The 15,618-nt window shown below is 66.8% G+C and carries 17 protein-coding genes; 10 read left to right on the top strand and 7 right to left on the bottom strand.

The genetic code is table 11. The features are described 5' to 3' along the window. The 4 genes from TVB01_RS12395 to TVB01_RS12380 all read left to right on the top strand — a co-directional run. On the top strand, positions 1–978 hold a 978-nt coding region (locus TVB01_RS12395), incomplete at its 5' end, for an alpha-amylase family glycosyl hydrolase (RefSeq protein ID WP_422456219.1). 5 nt (positions 979–983) lie between these two features. Further along, positions 984–2,027 carry a LacI family DNA-binding transcriptional regulator gene (locus TVB01_RS12390; RefSeq protein WP_422456218.1) on the top strand — a complete coding sequence of 348 codons (1,044 nt, stop codon included), beginning with the start codon at positions 984–986 and terminating at the stop codon, positions 2,025–2,027. Positions 2,028–2,123: 96 nt separating this feature from the next. Then, positions 2,124–2,495, top strand: coding sequence for a DoxX family protein (locus tag TVB01_RS12385; RefSeq protein WP_422456217.1), 372 nt, complete (start codon positions 2,124–2,126; stop codon positions 2,493–2,495). Beyond that, positions 2,492–3,442, top strand: a complete 951-nt coding sequence (locus TVB01_RS12380) for a transposase (protein ID WP_422456216.1) — start codon at positions 2,492–2,494, stop codon at positions 3,440–3,442. Before TVB01_RS12385 ends, TVB01_RS12380 begins: the two co-directional genes overlap by 4 nt. A gap of 15 nt (positions 3,443–3,457) precedes the next feature. Here TVB01_RS12380 and zapE read toward each other — a convergent pair whose 3' ends face one another. Next, on the bottom strand, positions 3,458–4,510 hold the full coding sequence (gene zapE, locus TVB01_RS12375) for a cell division protein ZapE (protein ID WP_422456215.1): 1,053 nt from the start codon (positions 4,508–4,510) through the stop codon (positions 3,458–3,460). Between the two features lie 164 nt (positions 4,511–4,674). Between zapE and TVB01_RS12370 the strand changes: the two genes are divergently transcribed. The 4 genes from TVB01_RS12370 (at position 4,675) to TVB01_RS12355 (ending at position 7,249) form a co-directional block, all read left to right on the top strand. Next, the gene (locus TVB01_RS12370; RefSeq protein ID WP_422456214.1) at positions 4,675–5,532 is read left to right on the top strand and encodes a hypothetical protein; all 858 of its coding nucleotides are present in this window, start codon (positions 4,675–4,677) and stop codon (positions 5,530–5,532) included. A 122-nt stretch (positions 5,533–5,654) separates the two neighbouring features. Then, the gene (locus tag TVB01_RS12365; protein ID WP_422456213.1) at positions 5,655–5,945 is read left to right on the top strand and encodes a DUF1540 domain-containing protein; all 291 of its coding nucleotides are present in this window, start codon (positions 5,655–5,657) and stop codon (positions 5,943–5,945) included. A gap of 22 nt (positions 5,946–5,967) precedes the next feature. Continuing rightward, positions 5,968–6,852: an HNH endonuclease gene (locus TVB01_RS12360; RefSeq protein WP_422456212.1), complete on the top strand. Its 885-nt coding sequence runs from the start codon at positions 5,968–5,970 to the stop codon at positions 6,850–6,852. A gap of 13 nt (positions 6,853–6,865) precedes the next feature. Further along, positions 6,866–7,249, top strand: coding sequence for an RNA-binding S4 domain-containing protein (locus tag TVB01_RS12355; RefSeq protein WP_422456211.1), 384 nt, complete (start codon positions 6,866–6,868; stop codon positions 7,247–7,249). 85 nt (positions 7,250–7,334) lie between these two features. Here the strand turns inward: TVB01_RS12355 and TVB01_RS12350 are convergent, their stop codons facing one another. Further along, a complete protein-coding gene (locus TVB01_RS12350; protein WP_422456210.1) occupies positions 7,335–7,637 on the bottom strand; it encodes a hypothetical protein in 303 nt (100 codons plus the stop codon). Positions 7,638–7,770: 133 nt separating this feature from the next. Further along, positions 7,771–10,503, bottom strand: coding sequence for an alpha-amylase family glycosyl hydrolase (locus TVB01_RS12345; RefSeq protein ID WP_422456209.1), 2,733 nt, complete (start codon positions 10,501–10,503; stop codon positions 7,771–7,773). Between the two features lie 152 nt (positions 10,504–10,655). On the opposite strand from TVB01_RS12345, the gene TVB01_RS12340 reads away from it, so the two are divergent. Further along, on the top strand, positions 10,656–11,408 hold the full coding sequence (locus tag TVB01_RS12340; protein ID WP_422456208.1) for a hypothetical protein: 753 nt from the start codon (positions 10,656–10,658) through the stop codon (positions 11,406–11,408). Positions 11,409–11,504: 96 nt separating this feature from the next. Beyond that, positions 11,505–11,954: a hypothetical protein gene (locus TVB01_RS12335; RefSeq protein ID WP_422456207.1), complete on the top strand. Its 450-nt coding sequence runs from the start codon at positions 11,505–11,507 to the stop codon at positions 11,952–11,954. On the opposite strand, the gene TVB01_RS12330 is transcribed toward TVB01_RS12335, so the two are convergent. From TVB01_RS12330 to TVB01_RS12315, 4 genes are read right to left on the bottom strand one after another with little or no spacing between them, the layout of a single operon-like run. Next, positions 11,951–12,589 carry a peptidyl-tRNA hydrolase gene (locus TVB01_RS12330; protein WP_422456206.1) on the bottom strand — a complete coding sequence of 213 codons (639 nt, stop codon included), beginning with the start codon at positions 12,587–12,589 and terminating at the stop codon, positions 11,951–11,953. The two genes, TVB01_RS12335 and TVB01_RS12330, sit on opposite strands and share 4 nt — an antisense overlap. Positions 12,590–12,621: 32 nt before the next feature. After that, positions 12,622–13,305, bottom strand: coding sequence for a 4-carboxy-4-hydroxy-2-oxoadipate aldolase/oxaloacetate decarboxylase (ligK, locus tag TVB01_RS12325; RefSeq protein WP_422456205.1), 684 nt, complete (start codon positions 13,303–13,305; stop codon positions 12,622–12,624). Next, positions 13,298–14,347 (bottom strand): amidohydrolase family protein, encoded by a 1,050-nt coding sequence (locus tag TVB01_RS12320; protein ID WP_422456204.1) that lies wholly within the window; start codon positions 14,345–14,347, stop codon positions 13,298–13,300. Before TVB01_RS12320 ends, ligK begins: the two co-directional genes overlap by 8 nt. Beyond that, on the bottom strand, positions 14,344–15,525 hold the full coding sequence (locus TVB01_RS12315; protein ID WP_422456203.1) for a 4-oxalomesaconate tautomerase: 1,182 nt from the start codon (positions 15,523–15,525) through the stop codon (positions 14,344–14,346). Before TVB01_RS12315 ends, TVB01_RS12320 begins: the two co-directional genes overlap by 4 nt. Between the last annotated feature and the right edge of the window lie 93 nt (positions 15,526–15,618).

Below are 15,618 nucleotides of genomic sequence, written 5' to 3'. Positions count from 1 at the left end.
CGCGCCGACGGCGCCTCCTCCGAAGGCTTCCCCGGGCACCAGGCACCCATGTTCGGCCAGGCCGGCATCCACGACATCTACCGCTCCTGGCGCAAAATCCTCGACGAATACGACGGCGACCGCGTGCTCTGCGCCGAAGCGACCATCGACCCCCTGGACCGCCTCACCGACTGGGTCCGGCCCGATGAAATGCACCAAACCTTCAACTTCGCCTACCTCCACCACCCCTGGAACGCGGCCGAACTGCGCCGCATCATCCAAACCAGCCTCAACGCCTTCGACCAGGTCGGAGCCCCCACCACCTGGGTCCTCTCCAACCACGACGTCGTCCGCCACGTCTCCCGCTTCGGCCTCACCGCAGGGCACAACCGGCCGGGAGACGGCCTGGGACCGGAGGATCTCCAGCCCGACCACGACCTCGGGCTGCGGCGCGCCCGTGCGGCCACGCTGCTGATGCTCGCCCTGCCCGGCGGCGTCTACCTCTACCAGGGCGAAGAGCTCGGGATGCCGGACCACACCATGCTCGAGCATGGGCACCGGCAGGACCCCACCTTCCACCGGACCGGCGGAGAACGGCTCGGCCGCGACGGCTGCCGGGTCCCCCTGCCCTGGCGTGCCGACGAGCCGTCCTACGGTTTCAGCAGCGCCGGAACCGCGTGGCTGCCCCAGCCGGAGGAATGGCGCGAGCTGTCCCGGGACCTGCAGGGGGCCGACTCGGCATCCACCCTGGGCCTCTACCGCACCGCCCTGAAGCTGCGGCGCGAACTCTCCCTGGGACACGGGTCCCTCGCCTGGTGGCCGGAGTTCGAAAACGACGGCGTCGTCGCGCTGGTCAACGGCAATGTGCTGGCCGTGATGAACATGGGCAGCAATACCGTGCAGCTGCCCGACGGCGAACTGCTTGCGCAGAGCGTGCCGGAAGCCGGCCAGGACGGCTTCCTGGCTCCGGATACCGCCGTCTGGCTCCGGCTGGCGTAGCGCAAATGGAGCATGGTGCCCGCGGGGCCGGGATCAAGGAAGTCGCTGCCCGGGCAGGGGTCTCGGCGGCGACGGTCTCGCGGGCGCTGAGCGGCAACGGACGGGTCTCCGAGACGACCCGCCGCAAGGTCCAGGAAGCTGCGGACGAACTCGGGTTCGTCATTTCCTATAACGCGTCTTCCCTGGCGTCCGGGCGCAGCAGGAATATCGGGATTGTCCTGCCAACAGTGGGACGCTGGTACTTTTCGCAGGTCCTGGAGGGAGCGGCGTCCGCGCTGATCGAGGCGGGCTATGACCTCACGCTGTACAACACCAGCGACGGTCCCGGGCACCGAGAGAGCGTGCTGAAGGAGATGCTGCAGCGCAAGCGGCTCGACGCCGTCATCACGGTGGCGCTGCGGCTCACCGATGAAGAGCTGGGCCATCTCAGGGAAGTCGGCAAGCCCATCGTGGCAATCGGCGGTCCGCTGCCCGACACCCCAACCGTCCGGGTGGACGAGTTCAGCATCTCTTCCCTCGCCACCCGGCACTTGATTGCCCTGGGCCACACCCGGATTGCCCACATCGGCGGCGGGGAGGAACTGGAGCGTGACTTCCGCATGGGCAGCACCAGGCAGGACGGCTACTTCCAAGCCATGGCCGACGCCGGCCTCAGCGTCGCCCCCCAGTGGCTCAGCAATGCGGAATTCAGCGTCGCCGGCGGATTCGCCGCGGCGAAACGGCTCCTGGCGGACCCTGCCGCGCAGGTGACGGGCATCTTCTGCGCCGCCGACGAGATCGCCGTTGGCACGATGCTCGCCGCGCGCGAAATGGGCCTGCGGGTCCCGGAAGACCTTTCAGTGATCGGGATTGACGGACACGAGCTGGCGGAGGTCTTTGGGCTCACCACGATCAGCCAGGACCCGGCGGGACAGGGAGCATCAGCGGTCGGCGCGGTCCTCGACCTCCTCCAGGACCGCCCTGTCAGCGAGGAGCTGCTGCACGGATTCCACCCCACGGAATTCGTGGTGCGTTCCAGCACGGCCGTGCCCGGCACGCTGCGGACCTGACCATGAGGACTCTCAGCGGTACCCCGGGACGGGGGCAGCTGGCTAGGATATTGTGACCGGAGCGCTCCGGCACTGGAGGGGGACAAAGGATCAGCAATGCTGGTGTTTCTATGGGTGGCTGAAATCGTCTTGGCCCTGCTGTACCTCGGGCTCGGTGTCATGCGGCTGGTCCAGCCGTACGACAAGCTGGTCCGGGTGCTGCGCTGGCCTGCCGATTATCCGGCGTGGGCCGTCAAACTGATTGGCCTCGCGGAGATCCTCGGCGCTCTTGGGCTGATCATTCCCGCCGCGGCTGATGTTGCGCCCGTCCTTACCCCCGTCGCCGCCTGCGCCCTCGCCGTGATGATGGCCGGCGCCGTCGTCGTCCATCTCCGCCGCCGTGAAAGGCAGCGGGTGGCGCTCCCCTGCATCCTCCTGGCGGTGAACGTTTTCATCGCCATCGGCCGGTTCGGACCGTACCCGGGATGACGGCTGCCAGGCAGGGCAACGGAGGGGAGCCGGGCGAGGTCGTCACGGAACTCTACGGGCTGCTCCCTGCCGACTTCACTGCCGCCCGCAACCAGCAGGCTGCTGAGGCTTCCCGGACCGGCGACAAGGAACTCGGCAAGCGGCTCAAGGCCTTGCCAAAGCCCTCTGCCGCCGCCTGGCTGGCCAATACCCTGGTGCGGAAGGAAGGACCGGCGATCGCCGATGTCCTCTCACTCGGGGCCTCACTGCGGGAGGCCCAGGCGGACCTGGACCGCGACGAACTGCGCCGGCTGAACTCCGAACGCCACCGCATGCTGCGTGCCCTGGCCCGTCAGGCCCGTGAACTGGCCGGGGAAGCGGGTCATCCCGTCAGTGCTGCGGTAGCCGCGGAAGTGGAACAGACGCTGTGGGCTGCCATGACAGATGCGGACGCCGCGGCTGCCCTCGCTACCGGACGCCTGGTCCGTGGACTGGAGGCCAACGGCTGGGAGCCCGTGGACCTGGACGGCGCCGTGGCTGACCCGGGGAGCGCCCAGCCGCTGGTGTCGGCCGGCGCCGGGAACGACGGCACAGCGCGGCCGTCCCGGCCGGCTCCCGCCCGGGGCGATGGTGAAGGCACGTCCTCCCGGCAACAGCGGGCAGCGCAGGCGAAGGCGCTCCGCAGCGCAGAAGAGGCACTGGCATCCGCGAAGGAAACTGCAGGTGAAGCTGAGGAGCGGCTTGCCGCTGTCCAAGCCGAACTGGACGGCAAAACGGCTGCCCGGGACGCGTTGACGGACGAGATCGATGACCTTCGGGAACGGATCCGCGAACTCGAACGCGACGTCAGCGCTGTGGACCGGCACCGCGGAACGCTGGAGCGCTCCCGCGATACTGCCCGCCGTGAGGCAAGGGCGGCGCGCCGGGCGCTGGACAAAGCCGAGGCCAAGCTCAAGTCATTGCGCTAAGCCGGCAACCGGTGGTCAGGAGAGTTCACGCAGCATGCCGAATCGGCTGCTGATCCGGCCCAGGTCCACGGCGTTGCCGGTTCCCGGAAAGCGTCCTTCGTAATCAGCGAAGCCGATCACGTCCAGCCTGCATCCGGCGTCGTACAGTACATCTACCACGTTCCCGAAGCGCTGCCAGGCATACGGATCCGCTTCGGTGAGGGACGGAACTCCGGAGACTACCCAGTGGCTGAACTGCCCCGCGAGCGCAAGGTAGTCGGAGGCAGCGGAGCGCGCCTCGCAGAGTTCCGCGAAGTGGAACCAGATCTGGTCTCCCGCCGCTCGTGCTGCGTTCAGCGGAACCGGTCCGGGCTGGACTGGCCGGGTCTCTTCCGGTTCCGGTTCGCTCAGCCCAGCCTCCCGCAGCAGCGATGGATGGGGATGGCGGAGGTGGTGCCCGGACGCAAATCCGGTGCTGGGGCGCGTGCCTGCATGGATACTGCGGTAGTCGACGCCGGCGTCGAGGCATGCGACGGCGAGGTGCCGGTGGATCAATTCGATGCCCGGCTCAAACAGGTGGTGGAACATGGGGTCCGGGAGCAAGTCGTCCGGGGCATAGTTGGACGTTGCGACAAGGACAATGCCGCGCTCGAGCACCTGCCGCAGCAGGCGGGTGACAAACGCTGCGTCGGCCGGCCCGCTGACGTGGAATTCATCGAAGCACAGCAGGCGGGCGTCGCCCAGAAGCGCATCGAGCCCCTCAGCGAAGGCGGATTGTTCCCGGAATCCCTTCCTTCCGTAGCCCTCAAAAGTGCGGGCATGGAGTTCGCGGAAGAAATCGTGAAAGTGCAGGCGGCGTTTCTGCTCCACCGAAACTGCATCGAAGAACGCGTCGAGCAGCCAGGTCTTCCCCCCGCCCGGCGGGCCCCACAGATAGACCGAGCCGTCGGAAACTCCTCGGCGCACCGATTCTTCCGCCGCCGCCAGGAGCGGAAGAACAGCTGCCTGGGCGGCGTCGAGTTCCCACCCCTCTGCTTCTGCTTTGCGGGCCAGGGGGCCGGCAAGGCCGGGCAGCTGCACGGAGGTCATAACCCGGTTATACCCAGCCCCGCACCCGGGCGCCAAAAAAGGGGCTTCCCCAGAGGATCACCTACCGGCCGACCCCACTGTTACGCGTCCCGGACGCTGTACTCCAGCACCGCAAACGGAACGTGAAATGCTGTTTCCGTCAGGCAGAACGATGTGGGGGAACTGTGCGCGAACTAATGCTGGTCCTGGATACCTGGACGGTCATACAGGCCACGGCACTTGTTTCGGCAGTGTTCGGTGTGGTGATCGCGGCTCGGGCATGCTGGGACAACACCGGGCTTCCGGCCTTGCAGGACCGGTACACCGAACTGGTTGCCGCGCGGGCGGACGCCCTCCGGGACCGGTCCCCGGCACCAACAGGCCGGAACAGAACCATCGTGTATGCGCGGCGCCTTGGCCTGGCCACGGCGGACCCGTTTCCCGGATTGGGTTCTTCCGAAACCGGATGGCTCACAAGGATGGAACGGCAGCGGCGTTCCCGGCCCGACAGCAGCCAGCGGCTCCTCGCGGCGCGGTCCCTGGCGCGGCTGCTGAAGCGCCCCGGGCTCCTCCGTGAGCAGGAAGAACTCGTCACTGAGGCCTTCGCTCCCGTGGAATCGGCGGTCAGGTCAGCGGGAAGCCTGGCAGAACTCGCAGCCACCCGACGGACCTTTTCACAGGCGGCCGGAGCGTTGCTTCGCGCCAGTGCCGCACGCCGTTTTGCGGCAGTGTTCCTTCCGGCGATGGCGAAGTACCTCGATTTCGTGGGGCGGGGCAGCGCGTTTGGCCTGGCCCTCGGCGTGCTGCTCTCCGGCGGCATGATGACGGAGAACCCGATTGTTGGCGTGCTGACCACTGTCTGCGGGCTCGGCGGGGCGATCGTCTACACCGCGATGGTCATCCGGTGTGATGCCCGGTCCTGGCCGGCACGGCACGGGCTCCCGAAGGCCCTCCGCCGCTCCTACCCGGAAGCGTCATTCCTTCTCCGGCTGGCGCTCACTGTGACGGCGGTGCTGACCGCGGTGGCAATCCTGAGGTTGTAGGCACCCGTTCCGGCGCACCGGCACCAATTAGCGCCTAAAAATTCGTGCTAATTATTCGCGTTCAAGGGTGGTACGTTCGGGTTTCGGGCAAGTAACTCCGGCAACCTGCACGGGAGGAACCAATGACTGACCACGTAGCACCCGTTTCCGACTGTTCGGTCCACAACTGCGATTTCAACCACGATGGCTGCACCGCCTACGCCATCACGGTTGGCGGCGCTCCCGACCACGCCAGCTGCGCTACTTTCATAGACACCTCCTCCACCGGCGGGCTGCCGAAGGTCCTGGCCACCGTTGGCGCATGCCAGCGCGAAGAATGCCGCTTTAATGACCATTTGATGTGCGACGCCCGCGACGTGCGGGTTGGTCCCGGGGCGGAACTCGCCGATTGCCTGACGTACCAGCCGCGTTGAGCAGTCCCGGGAGGAACCACAGGTGAGCGCTGTCCTTCTCGGCTGGGACCCCGTGTGGCCGGAAGCCTGGCAGCCTGACTATGCCTCGGCCGCAGCAGGTGCGGCCGACGCCGGAATGTTCCGGGCTGTCTGGGACATCACGGGAGTCCGCGGCCTTGAGCCCGGATCAGACACCTGGTTTGTCCTCCCCGGTGCGCAGGCAGGCGTAGCCGGACACGGCGTCGTCGTCTCCTATCCTTACGCGATTTCGGGCGCAGAGGCGGATCCAGACGGCGCAGTCACCGTGGTGGACGTGGACATCGACCTTCTCCTGCCGCTGGGAGACCAGATTCCGCTCAGCGGCCTGCTGCCGTCCTGCTCCCTTCCTGAGAGTGGAATCCTGCTGCTGGACCGCGAGGAGGAAGATGACCTGCGGGCGGCCTGGGCGCTCCAGCTGGCCGCACTTCCCAGCCCCGCGACGGCTGTCGTCCCGGGGACCTTGCCGCAGGAGGCACTGCGGTGGTCCTTGGCCAGCCGTTACGAAAACGACCCCGATGCCATCCGGATCTGCCTGGTCCACCATGGCACGGCGTGTTCAGCCTGCGGCTTCGAATTCAGGGCTGCCTTCGGTGAGGACGGCTCGGGCATGATGCAGGTCCACCACATCGTGCCCCCGCGCCTGGTGCAGGACGGCTACGAGCTGGATCCGGTCACCGATCTTGTTCCTCTCTGCCCCAACTGCCATGCCATGGCCCACACCGGTACCCCCGATCCTTACACCCCGGCCGAGCTTCGCCGGCTGCTGGCGGTCCGGGCCGTTCTGCCGGTCCACCAGGTCCTGGCTGGAACGCCGTTAACCCCGGATGAACTGCAGGCACAGGCAGATGCCGAGCAGCTGCTGGGCAACCGGAAGCCCGGCGCCGACTAGACTCTGAAAAACCATGAGCATCCCCACCAGCAGCCCAAAGACCGTGCGCATTGACGCGTGGCTGTGGGCGATCCGCGCCTACAAGACCCGGTCCGCCGCCACTGCCGCTTGCCGTGCCGGGCACGTGAAACTCAACGGCAACGCTGCGAAGGCCGCGCAGCCCGTCCAGCCCGGAGACACAATCCGGGTCCGGCAGCCGGGTTTTGAACGGATCCTGGAAGTCCGCGGCCTGATCAGCAAGCGCGTCGGCGCGGAAGCTGCCTCGCACTTCTTCACGGACCACACCCCCGAACGTCCGCCCGCACCGGCCCTGGGCATTCCGCAGCGCGACCGCGGAACCGGCCGACCCACCAAGAAAGACCGCCGGGAGATGGAACGGCTTCGGGGCGAACGCTAGCCTCTGTCGCATCGCCTGTTCCGGAAGGGAGGCGAGCCGGCCCGGGGATGCCTAAGGCACTGCCGGGCCGCTCCCGCCCGGCAGGTCACATCCCCCGGGAGTCTTCAGCACAGGACCGGCAAAGGCGCCGCTTGCCCTTCTCACCGCTGACCATCAGCGCGGGCCGGTTGAACTCCCAGGTCCGCTGCACCACCTGGCACCACCCGGTGTGGTACGCCGTCCCCCGGCGCGTGACGTAGACCTCGCCCGGACTGAGCACCGGCAGTGCCTGCGCCGTCTGCACCCGGCTGGCGTGCAGCCAGCGGTTCCCGGACAGGACCACCCCGGCGGGCGGGGAAAAGAAATCGATAGCGGAGCTCTTCCTTGAAACTGCGTTATAAGTCCCCATACCCCGACATTAGGAACCTCTTCCCATGGGTTCGCCATAGAAAGACGCAATATTCGCTCAAGATTGGGCGTGTTTACCCGCTTAGTGCACCGTCTGCCCCGTAGTATTCCGGGCCCGCCGGACCATCCCCGCCTCACGAGGCCGAGATGATGCGGGTGGCGTGGTCGTACGTCCATTCCACACCCCCGCCTGGATGCTCCAGCACCACGTTGGTGCCGTTGCGGACGCCGCCGGCTCCGTAGTTTTCCTCCCAGCTGCCATTCAATGCTGCCTTGAATTCATAACGTCCGGCAGGAAGGCCGGTGACCCTCAGTGTCCACAGTCCCGTGGCGCCGTCGAACACCATCTGGGCCTGCGGGCAGGCCGGTTCCCAATCGCCCGGGCAGCCCAGTTCGCTGTTGAGGCTGCCCGCAACGGCAACGGCCGCCGGCTGGACCACCTCGGGGGTGCCATAGACGACCGTGCGTACCTCACTGACAGACCGCAGCTCCCCGCTCAGCAGCACCGCCCGGTACTGTATCCGGGCGCCTTCAGCCAGGCCGAGCTGACCCAGGTCATCAACCACGGTGTAGGCAGGAGAGGAATCATCCGCCGCCAGCTGCTCCCAGGGACCGTCCCCGATCCGCCGTTCCATGCCCACCACGTGCGACGGCTTCTCCGGAACTGCCTGCGCTGTGACCGTCACGTCACCGCTGACCAGTGCTCCTTCCGCAGGTGAAATGATACTCAAACCGGCGGCAGGTACGACGGCGGCGACAGTACGCGAGAAAGCCGTGTGCCGCCGGTTATCCATGACCACCGCGCGGTATTCCAGCCGGGTTCCGGCATCCAGGTCACTCACGTCGTCGAAGACCCGGTACGGTGCCGTGTCATCGGTGCCGATGGGCTGCCAGCGGCCCCCGGCAGTCCGCGCCTGGAACGTCACCTGATAGAAGGAATCTCCGCGTACCTGCGCCGATACTTCAATCCTCCCCGCATCTTCGGCACTGACGGCCGGCTGCTGCAGGCGGATGGCTGGAGCATTTCGGGAGCCCGGGATTTTTGCGGTGGCTTTCAGTACGACGGCGGACAGCGGCGGCACTTCCAGCGCCAGGTTTCCGCTCCGGTCACTGCGCATCCCGCGGGTGGAGCTCCCGTACAGGGCAGTGAACTTCTGCCTGGGGGAGGCGGTGGGAATCCGGGCGGACTGGGCTTCGGTGCTGTTGTTCACGGCTACCACGTACTCGCGCTGTTCCCCGGCGTCGATCCGGGAATAGGCGTAGATTCCGGGGCCGTCACTGGCGTACCGGTTTTGGTGCGCCCCGTCGCGCAGGGCAGGGTGCTTGGCGGTGAGCCGGGCCAGTTCCGCGATCTTCGCGTACAGGGGATGCCCTGTGTCGAAATTGTCCTGCGCATGCGTGGCGTCCGTTCCCAGGAGATCGTCATCAAGGTACTCCTCCACCTGGGAGGCAAACATGCTCTGCCGCGCGTCCTGGTCACCGCCCGGTCCGGTGAAGCCCTGTTCGTCACCGTAGTAGATCACCGGATTTCCGCGGGAGAAATACATCAGTTCATGTGCCAGCCGGTCCCTGGCCAGCAACTCATCCCCAGCGGCGCCGGGATTATCTGCGGCAACGAAGCTGCCGATCCGGCCCATGTCGTGGTTCCCCAGGAAGGTCGGAAGCTGGTAGACATTCGAGTCCGCATCTGTGTACCAGTCATCAGCGGCGAAGAAGGCCTCCAGGTCCGCCGCCGGGGTGGACCTGGAGGCGAAGTTCCGGGCGGCGTCCTGGAACGGGAAGTCCAGGACCGACTGCATCCGGGCGCCGGTGGTGAAGTGGGAGGTCCGGGCCCTGGAGGTGTCGAAGACTTCGCCGAACATGAGGAATTCGTCCTTGCCCCGGGCACGCGCGAACTCCAGCACTTCAGGGCCGAATTCCTGCCAGAACTCATCGTTGACGTGGCGCATGGTGTCGATCCGGAAACCGTCGACTCCGAAGTCCGCGATCCACGCCTTGTAGATTTCCTTCATCCCGTCCACGACCCGCGGATCCTCGGTGAAAAGGTCGTCGAGGCCAAAGAAGTCCCCATACAGGGAATCCTCGCCGGTGAAGGTGGTGTCACCGCGGTTGTGGTAGAGCGTTACGTCGTTGAGCCAGGCGGGTACCTTGAGGTCTTCTTCGCCGGCTTCCAGGACGGGCAGATAGGGAAACGACGACGCCGGGTCCAGTTCGGGGAAGGCCCCGGTGCCTGCGAAGTCCCTATCGTCGAAAACCTGCCCCGCGGCGTCGCGGTAGGGCACCTGGTCCTTCGAGACATAGGGGGTGCGGTTGCCCTCCTCATAGCCGATGACGTCCGCTGTGTGGTTGGTGATGATGTCGAAGTAGACCTTCATTCCCCGCCCATGGGCCAGGTCGATCAGTGTCCGCAGGTCCTCGTTGCTGCCCAGGTGCGGGTCGATCTGCGTGAAGTCGGTGATCCAGTAGCCGTGGTACCCGGCCGAGTTGTCTTCCGGCTGGACTGCCTTGTTCTTGAAACTGGGCGTGAGCCAGATCGAGGTTGTTCCCAGCCCCTGGATGTAGTCCAGCCGGCCAATCAGTCCCTGCAGGTCTCCCCCGTTGTAGAAGCCTTTGGAGGTGGGATCGAAGCCGGAGACCATCGGGTCCGGCCCCAGGCCGCCGTCGTCGTTGTCCGTGCTGCCGTTGGCGAACCTGTCGGCCATAACGAAGTAGAAGTTCTCGTCCGTGACGGGACCGCGCAGCGACTGCAGGCTGCCCAGATCCGGTTTCGGGTCGTGCCGGGGGTGGGCTGCGGCGGGCGCGGCAGTTCCGCCGGCCGCGAGCGCTGCCGTCAAAGCGAACACCAAAGGTAGCTTCCGGGTGTGCATAAGGGTGTCTCCTCATCGAGATCAGTGATGGGCACACCGTAGGCGCCGGATCCGGCCGGCCCTAGGGAAAGTTCCGTTATTGGGTGGCTCCGTTGCCGAATCCCCGGCTGTATTCCCTGCCGGACTCCAGCTTGGAGGACTATCCTGTCGGCATGCTGAAACGAGTCGCCCGCAAAATTGCCGCAGCGGCACTGGCCCTGTTTGCCTTCGCCTCCGGGATGGTTGTCCTGGGGGTCTACGCGCTGATCAGCTTCGCGGCCTGGGCCGTCTGGGGCGCGGTTCCGCCTGCCTACACGTTCGTGCTCGCGTTCGCTGTCCCGCCGTTGGCCATCGCCGCCCTGACAGGGCTGGTCTTCACGGTGCGGAGGACCTCTAAGGGGCTCCAGGCCCGCCGCGGGCTCCGAGTGCAGTCGCAGGCCCGCAGCGCCTCCTGGGAAGCAGCGTGCCAGCGCCGGGACGCCTCGCTTGTGAGCTGGTCCCGCTATGAAACTGACGTATCGCTGCTGATCGAGTACCCGGTCATGACCGACTACTCCGATCCGGTGATCCGCGAAGTCATCGTGGCCATGCAGGGCATCCGGGAAGCGGAGCGCGGAACGGATCCGGACCGGCTGCATCTCGCAGTCGACCGCTTCGACGTAGCTCTGCGGACCGCAGAGAATTATGCACGCCGCTGCGGACAGTCACGGCTGACGGAGCAGGAGCGCAGCAAGTTGGCCACAGCCCGCGCGGCGCTGAACCTGATCCTCGACGGCGCGGCTGCCCCGTCCGAAGTCGACGGCGCCTACCGCACGCTGCGCGGTTCCCTGCGGGGCATTATCGACCTGCCCGCACCAGCTGCTGCCGACTTGGAATCCCGCGCACGCGAGGCCCGGCTCCTAGGGTCAGCTTCGGTGAGCTCCTAGGGTCCGCTTCCCTCAAGCCTCCTGAATTCCGGTCCGGCGGCGCGGCTGGAGCGCATCCCCTGCCGGATCGGTTGCACAGACTGTACGGTTCCCCCCATGACACATGACAAGGACCGGGGCCAGGCGCAGCTGCACTCCAGCGCAGGAGGGCAGGACCGCCCGGACCGCTGGGCATCGATCGGCGGCGAGTTCGGCCTCTACCCGATTGGGGAGCTGGCCGAACGGCTGCGCTTCGGTTCTTCTGAGAACCTGCGGGCACGGCAACTAACGGGCAAGGCACGGGTGCTGGCGATCGCAGACAATGGCACTGTCCTCTACCCCGGTTTCCAGTTCGATGAGGCAGATGCACGCATGGTGCCTGTGGTGAAGGACATCATCCGGCAGGGCCGGGCCGCGGGCTGGAGCGATGAGGAGCTGGTCCTGTGGTTCTGCCGCGCAAACAAGCAACTCGGGGGCAAACGTCCCGTTGACGTCCTGGGGGACGAGGAACGGATCTTGACCGCCGCAGCCGGCGATCTCCAGTCCGCATCCTCGGCGGCGGGCTAGGCTTCCGGCGCCGCGACAAAGGCTGTCGGGGTTCCCGGGTCGATTTCCGTCAGACCGGCGTCAACAATCAACGGCCCGGCACCCGGGCGGGACAAGGCGTGTCCGAACCTCCCCTCCGGGACTTCGACGACTGCTGCTCCCGGCCGCGCTGCCCACGCTTGCTGATGCGCGGTATCCAGTTCCAGGTACCAGGCAAGCAGCGCATGGGCAGCCTGGGCGGCTGCCTTCCCGGTGGACATTCCCAGGTCCCGGTTCAGGAGGATCACGGGAACGTCACCGGCACCGGGCGCCGGCTGGTCGTCGGGAAGCTGCGTGCCGGAGACCTGGAGGGAACGTACCGCCCGCGGCATGTCCTCGTAACGCTGGGGCTCGAAAGCGGCTGCCTCGGCTTCGCCTATCCGGACAACCCCCGACGGTGCCTCGGCACAGAGTTTCGCGAACGCTTTTGGTCCGGCACGCCGCACGGTCTTGGTGAAGCGTCCCGAGACCCAGTCCTCCCAGGCATCATCACCGGTCCGGGCAGCGTAGGCGAGAACCCCGGCAACGGCGGCAGCAGCGACAGCATCGCGGTGCGCTGCCGGTTCTTCCTTGTCTACTCGGAGCAGGATCGGCTGGACAGTATCACTCGGTTGCACCCCTCCAGCTTGCCATGCGCCGTACCGGAACTTCAGTCGAGGTAACGCAGGCCGGCCGCTTCAAGCTTTCCGCGCATCTGGTACATGTCCAGGCCCAGTTCCCCTGCGGCCAGGCGTTTGCGTTTGGCCGCTTCGTTCTCTTCGCGCTCACGGGATGCCTCCGCCACCTCGCGGGTGCGGGCCGCCGGGACGACCACGACGCCGTCGGAGTCCGCGACCACCATGTCCCCCGGATGGACCAGCGCGTTGGCGCAGACCACGGGCACGTTGACCGATCCCAGCGTCGCCTTCACCGTTCCCTTGGCATGGACCGCGCGGCTGAAGACGGGAAAGTCCATCTCTTCCAGCGCAGCAGCGTCACGGCAGCCTCCGTCGATCACCAGGCCAACCCCTCCGCGGGCACGGACCGATGTCGCCAGCAGTTCACCAAAAAACCCGTCCTCGCACTCCGTGGTGCAGGCCGCCACGAGCACGTCCCCCGGCTGCAGCTGTTCGACGGCGACGTGGAGCATCCAGTTGTCCCCCGGCTGCAGCAGCACCGTCACGGCGGGACCGCAGAGTTTCGCCCCGGGGTAAACGGGCCGGATATAGGGCCGCATCAGCCCGAGCCTGCCCATCGCTTCGTGCACTGTGCTTGTCCCGAACGGCTGCAGCGCCGCAGCGTCGGAAGCCGCCGGCCGGGTAATGCTGCGGTGGACTATCCCGAGTTCATGCATGGGTACTGCTCCGTTTCCCGCCGCGGCTGCCCAGGCGGGCATCCAGCCGGGGATACACGGCCCGGGCGTTGTGTTCTTGGATGTCGTTGAGTTCTTCGATGGTCAGGCCCGCGGCTGCGAGGTAGCGCAGCGTGTCGTCAAAGTGGAAACCCGTGCACGGGTCAATGTCCCGGACCGCGCCGATCATTTCGGAGGCAAACAGGATGTTCTTCGTCGGCATCACCTCCAGCAGCAGGTCAATGCCTGGCTGGTGGTAGACGCACGTGTCGAAGAAGACGTTGCCGAGCAGGTGCTCCTCCAGCGGAGGCTTGCCCATTGCCATGGCCAGCCCGCGGAGGCGGCCCCAATGGTAGGGAGCAGCTCCCCCGCCGTGCGGAATGACAAAGCGCAGGGTCGGGAAGTCCGCGAACAGGTCGCCCTGGATCAGCTGCATCACCGCCGTGGTGTCTGCATTCAGGTAATGCGAACCGGTGGTGTGGAAGGCCGGATTCACGCTGGTGCTCACATGGATCATGGCCGGAACGTCATACTCGGTGAGCTTTTCATAGATGGGGTACCAGGACCGGTCCGTCAGGGGCGGGGCGTTCCAGAGACCGCCGGAAGGATCCGGATTCAGGTTGACCGCCACGGCACCGTATTCCTCCACGCAGCGCACCAGCTCCGGAACGCTGGTCGCCGGATCAGTACCCGGGGACTGCGGGAGCATTGCGGCTGTGGCGAACCGGTCCGGGAACAGGGTGCTGACCCGGTAGCAGAGCTCGTTACAGATGGCGGCCCACTGGGCGGAGGTCTCAAAGCTGCCAATGTGGTGGGCCATGAAAGAGGCCCGGGGCGAGAAGACAGTGAGGTCGATGCCACGCTCGTCCATCTGACGCAGCTGGTTAGCCGTGATGCTCTCACGCAGGTCATCGTCGCTGATGCGCAGGGCGGCTGGGTGCGGCGCCGGCACGGAGGGGTCCTCCAGCGACGCCGTCTGCTCCTGGCGCCATGCGGCCAGGGCCGGCGGCGCCGTGGTGTAGTGGCCGTGGATATCGATGATCATCGGTGTTCCTCTCCGGAGGGTCCCTGCCAAACCGCGCGCGGGACATAGGCGGTGCCTGCCATGATGAGCCGGGCCGTGCGCAGCAGGGCAGAGCGGGTCACCCGCTGCGGATCCTGCGGGTCGAGTCCGAGTTCCACGGTGAACTCTCCTGCCGGGTGCTCCACGGAAACCGGCTGCCCGGGCGGCGGCGCCCCGCCGGCAACGGCCTGGGCAACCGTTCCCTCAATCACGCAGGCGGTCGCTGCGGTGACCGCCGCCAGCACCCCAATGGACTCGTGGCACACGTGTGGGATGAAGCTGCGGGTATTGATGGTCCCGCCGCTGCGCGGCGCAGAGACCAGGGTCATCTTGGGGTAGTTCTTGGCGCTCACGTCCCCCAGGCCCATCAGGTGCCCGCAGGCGAGGCGCAGCTGCTCGAGCCGCCCCTTGAGATCGCCCTCGGCGTTGAGCGCGGCCGGATCTTCGTAGCCCGAACACCCCAGGGCGGCGGCCTCCACGATGACCAGGGGCTGTCCGTTGTCGATGCACGTGACCGCTACTTCGCCCGCTCCGTCCAGGTGCACGGTGTCACTCACTCGTCCGGTGGGCAGGAGCTGGTCGCAGACCGAACCGGCTGTGTCGAGGAAATTGATGGTGACCGGAGACGATGTTCCCGGGACCCCGTCGATCCGGGTATCGCCGTCGTAATCCACATACCTGGCCCCGTCCCCCAGCGGAGTGCGGATGCTGATCTCCGCCACCATTCCGGTATTCAGCGTGAGCACTGCCGCGGTCGTCGTGTCGGAGTGCGGTTCCAGGAGACCGCGTTCCACGGCGAACGGCAGCACGGCTGCCAGCATGTTTCCGCAGTTGGGGGTGGTGTCCACGGTTTCGGCGTCAGGGCGCAGCTGCGCGAACAGGAACTCAAGGTCAATGCCCGGGCGCCGGCTGACGGAGACGATGCCGGCTTTGCTGGTCAGCGGATTCCCTCCGCCCAGTCCGTCTATCTGCAGCGGGTGCGGCGATCCCATCACGGCACGGAGGACGGCGTCTCGCCGGGCGGTGTCCTCTGGGAGGTCGCCGGCTGCGAAAAACGGACCGCGCGATGTGCCCCCGCGCATGAACATGCAGGGAATGCCGACCTGGCTGCCGGCCGGCTGCCCCGGTGCCGGCCCAGCTGCCCCCTGGACCTGTTCCATGCTCCCCTTCCGTAGGACGCTAGTGAGCAACGTACCCGCCACCCACTTTGCCGTCAATATTGTTGACAATTGTCGGGACGAGTGATGGACTCC

It is taken from the genome of Arthrobacter sp. 7Tela_A1 (genome assembly GCF_049311065.1).
Taxonomy (GTDB): Bacteria; Actinomycetota; Actinomycetes; order Actinomycetales; family Micrococcaceae; genus Arthrobacter_B.
The sequence above is the reverse complement of the archived record's forward strand: the minus strand, read 5'-3'. Positions and strand labels throughout refer to the sequence as shown.

Bases quoted from the DNA above. Each gene is read 5' to 3' on its own strand.
- TVB01_RS12390 (WP_422456218.1), top strand. From the start codon at position 984: ATGGAGCATGGTGCCCGCGGGGCCGGGATCAAGGAAGTCGCTGCCCGG.
- TVB01_RS12385 (WP_422456217.1), top strand. From the start codon at position 2,124: ATGCTGGTGTTTCTATGGGTGGCTGAAATCGTCTTGGCCCTGCTGTAC.
- TVB01_RS12380 (WP_422456216.1), top strand. From the start codon at position 2,492: ATGACGGCTGCCAGGCAGGGCAACGGAGGGGAGCCGGGCGAGGTCGTC.
- zapE (WP_422456215.1), bottom strand. From the start codon at position 4,510: ATGACCTCCGTGCAGCTGCCCGGCCTTGCCGGCCCCCTGGCCCGCAAA.
- TVB01_RS12365 (WP_422456213.1), top strand. From the start codon at position 5,655: ATGACTGACCACGTAGCACCCGTTTCCGACTGTTCGGTCCACAACTGC.
- TVB01_RS12355 (WP_422456211.1), top strand. From the start codon at position 6,866: ATGAGCATCCCCACCAGCAGCCCAAAGACCGTGCGCATTGACGCGTGG.
- TVB01_RS12350 (WP_422456210.1), bottom strand. From the start codon at position 7,637: ATGGGGACTTATAACGCAGTTTCAAGGAAGAGCTCCGCTATCGATTTC.
- TVB01_RS12345 (WP_422456209.1), bottom strand. From the start codon at position 10,503: ATGCACACCCGGAAGCTACCTTTGGTGTTCGCTTTGACGGCAGCGCTC.
- TVB01_RS12340 (WP_422456208.1), top strand. From the start codon at position 10,656: ATGCTGAAACGAGTCGCCCGCAAAATTGCCGCAGCGGCACTGGCCCTG.
- TVB01_RS12335 (WP_422456207.1), top strand. From the start codon at position 11,505: ATGACACATGACAAGGACCGGGGCCAGGCGCAGCTGCACTCCAGCGCA.
- ligK (WP_422456205.1), bottom strand. From the start codon at position 13,305: ATGCATGAACTCGGGATAGTCCACCGCAGCATTACCCGGCCGGCGGCT.
- TVB01_RS12320 (WP_422456204.1), bottom strand. From the start codon at position 14,347: ATGATCATCGATATCCACGGCCACTACACCACGGCGCCGCCGGCCCTG.
- TVB01_RS12315 (WP_422456203.1), bottom strand. From the start codon at position 15,525: ATGGAACAGGTCCAGGGGGCAGCTGGGCCGGCACCGGGGCAGCCGGCC.